General features: G+C 72.3%; 2 protein-coding genes and 1 pseudogene. All 3 read right to left on the reverse strand.

Annotated features, from left to right (window positions below; genetic code table 11):
- Nucleotides 1–27: 27 nt before the first annotated feature.
- Entirely contained in the window at nucleotides 28–987 is a 960-nt protein-coding gene (locus HUX53_RS38705; RefSeq protein ID WP_176408236.1) for a DUF5954 family protein, read from the reverse strand.
- A gap of 470 nt (nucleotides 988–1,457) precedes the next feature.
- Nucleotides 1,458–2,411 (reverse strand): DNA polymerase III subunit delta, encoded by a 954-nt coding sequence (holA, locus tag HUX53_RS38710; protein ID WP_309237636.1) that lies wholly within the window; start codon nucleotides 2,409–2,411, stop codon nucleotides 1,458–1,460.
- Between the two features lie 72 nt (nucleotides 2,412–2,483).
- Nucleotides 2,484–2,744 (reverse strand): annotated as a pseudogene (locus HUX53_RS42115) (S-4TM family putative pore-forming effector); the annotation flags it as partial.
- Between the last annotated feature and the right edge of the window lie 238 nt (nucleotides 2,745–2,982).

Genomic DNA, 2,982 nt, shown 5'->3' on the forward strand with positions numbered 1-2,982 from the left:
GCCTACCGGGGGGCAGGTGGAGACGGCCTAATGGGGGGCGGGTTCGCCGTAACGCTGCTGGTCGGACGGGCGTGGTGCTTCGGGACCGTCCCGGCCGAGCCGCATCATCCGGGAGATTCGCACCGTCCGGAACCGGCGCCCCATCGCCGCGAACTCGTACCCGTTCGTGGCCCTGATCTCCTCCGCCGCCTGCGTCCACTCAGCGAGCTCGGCGGCTGAGGCCGGGTCGCCCTGGTGGGCGCGGATGAGGGGCAGTAGTTCGGAGAAGTGGCCGGCCAGGTGGTCGCGCGCCTCGCCGGGACCGTCGCCTCCGGCGATCGGGTCCCAGGCCCCGTCCTTGATCTCGACCACGGTGAAGGTCGGCGGCAGCAGGATCACCCCGGGATGCGACCTGATCGCATGCGCGGCCTCGGTCTGGACGATGTCCGGGACGGTGCCGGGAATGGGCCGGAAACCGACGAGGTTCAGCCTCAGCTGCGTCTCCCAGTGCCCGGCCGGCGCCAGCGGCTCGATGGGGTGGCCGCGGAGCAGCGTCGGGCCGCCCGGATCCGTGTCCGTCGACCGGGGCGGCTCCATCGCGCCGCCGCCGATCAGGGTGAACCGCTCGATCCGGATCACCCGGTAGCGCCGATCGCCGATCTCCCACTCGTCCTTGGGAAGCTGCTCGCCCTCCTCGGGGTCCAGCCGGCCGGCGGCCGCCAGCATCGCGCGGGCGAGGTCCGGGGCGGGCTCCTGCTCGGTCACGGTCCTGCGCAGATGGGCGGCCAGGCTCCGCCGCGCTCCCTCAGGATCGGACGTGCCGACGGACCCGATGCGCCAGCTCGTCCCGTGCTGTATCGCGAATCCGAAGTCGGGCGACCCGGCGGGGAAGAGTTTCGGGTAGTCACGGATCCGCTCGCCGAGTTCCTTGTCCCGCACCGCCGCGACCGGATCAAGGTCGGCGACCAGATCGATGCGGTCGTACCCATGCATCAACGGGAAGCTCATGCTCCATCATCGTCACAGATCCGATCCACCCGCACACGTTTCGTGAAACCCACCTAGGGGTTCCCCCGCCTCCCCCTTCCCGCACGAGCAAAATACCGACGCCAGACGCCCACCCATCTCGCAGCGGCCCGCCCGAACACCACAGAGCCACGCCATCACCCACCACACGGTGACCCCGGCCCCGAACACCCCAGACCAGGCCTCCGCCCACCACACCGTGCCCCGGGCCGGACACCACCGACCAGCCCATCACCCACCACACGGTCGCCCCGGGCCGGACACCGCAGGCCAGGCCTTCACCCACCACACCGTGCCCGGGCCGGACACCACCGACCAAGCCGTCACCATCACACGGCCGCCCCGGGCCCGAACACCACAGACCAGACCACCACCCACCACACAGTGGTCTGGGCCGCATCTAGGCTCGGCACAGGCAATCAGTTAAGGGCTTCGGCCGATGAGCTGCTGGGTCAGCCTCGGGCGGCGACGATGGTGGCGACCGTCTTCTCCAGGGCGTAGGCGGGGTCGGCCGCGCCGCCCTTGACCGCCTCATCGGCCTCGGCGACCGCCGCGAGCGCCCGCGCGACCCCGTCCCCGGACCAGCCGCGCAGCTGCTTCTGCACCCGGTCGATCTTCCACGGCGGCATGCCCAGCTCCTTCGCCAGCGCCGCACCCCGGGCGCCTCTCGGCGCGCCGCCTACCTTCGCCAGACCCCGCACCCCCTGGGCGAGCGCGCTGACGATCAGTACCGGCGCCACCCCGGTGGCGAGGGCCCAGCGGAGCTGCTCCAGCGCCTCGGCGAGCTGCCCTTCGATGGCCTTGTCCGCCACCGTGAACCCGCTGACCTCCGCGCGCCCCCGGTAGTACCGGGCGACGGCGGCGTCGTCGATCTTCCCGCCGGTGTCGGCGACCAGCTGGCTGCACGCCGCCGCCAGTTCCCGCAGGTCGTTTCCCACCGCGTCGACCAGCCCCCGCGCACCATCGGCCGAGATCTTCCCGCCCGCCCGGCGGATCTCGGCCCGCACGAAGTCGACCCGCTCCCCCACCTTGGTGACCTTGGGACACGAGACCTTGCGCGCCTTGAGCTTGGTGAGCCCGTCCACCAGCGCCTTCCCCTTGGCCCCGCCGGGGTGGACGGCCACCAGAACCACGTCGTCCGCGGGATTCTTGGCGTACTTCAGTACCTCGGCCGTCAGGTCCTTCCCCAGATCCTGCGCCGACCGGATCACCAGCACCTTCCCGCCGCCGAACAGCGACGGCGACGTCAGCTCCGAGATCCGCCCGGGCTCCAGCCCGCCCGGCGCCAGGTCGATGACCTCCGCCTCCGGGTCCGCCGCCCGCACGGACGCGACGACCTCCCCGATCGCCCGCTCCGCGAGCAGTTCCTCGTCCCCGACCACCAGCACAATGGGCTCAACCGACACCCCAGCAGCATGCCACGCCCAGAACGGCTCCGCGCCGCCGAGCAGCACAATGACGCCCTCCACCGTGCCGTGCTCCGCGGCTTCCCGCCGCAGCCGGTAGAAGGCCCCGGGGATCTTGGGGCCGTCCCGGCGCAGCAGGTAGGCGGCGTCCTGGACGCGGCGGCAGCCGGCCGTTGCGATGTTCGCGGGATCGGCGCCGTGCGCCTCCCACAGGCCCTGAATCTCCTGCAGCGTCTCCGCGCACCGGCCGGCGTGCCGCCAATGTGCGCCCGCCAGCTCGGCGCAGTCCAGCACACAGCAGCACGTCCCCCGGCCAGGCGACATCCCGCACATCACCCGAGGTACCGGGCCGGACGGCGCACCCGTCCGGCAGCCGCCGCGACCTCCTTCGGTGGCGGACGCACACCGGCAAGGGCGCTGTTCCACGGCAGCCCAAACAGCTCGGTCTCCTAGAGTTCCTGCACCGCCGTGGCACGCCGCGCTGGGCAAAGGCGGCGTTCCACGGCTGGTCGAGCAGGTCGCCGGGGGGTAGGGGCTCAGGGTCGTGAGTTGGTTGGGCGCAGTGGGGGCT

The organism is Actinomadura sp. BRA 177 (assembly GCF_013372625.1).
Taxonomy (GTDB): domain Bacteria; phylum Actinomycetota; class Actinomycetes; order Streptosporangiales; family Streptosporangiaceae; genus Spirillospora.

Bases quoted from the DNA above. Each gene is read 5' to 3' on its own strand.
- HUX53_RS38705 (WP_176408236.1), bottom strand. From the start codon at position 987: ATGAGCTTCCCGTTGATGCATGGGTACGACCGCATCGATCTGGTCGCC.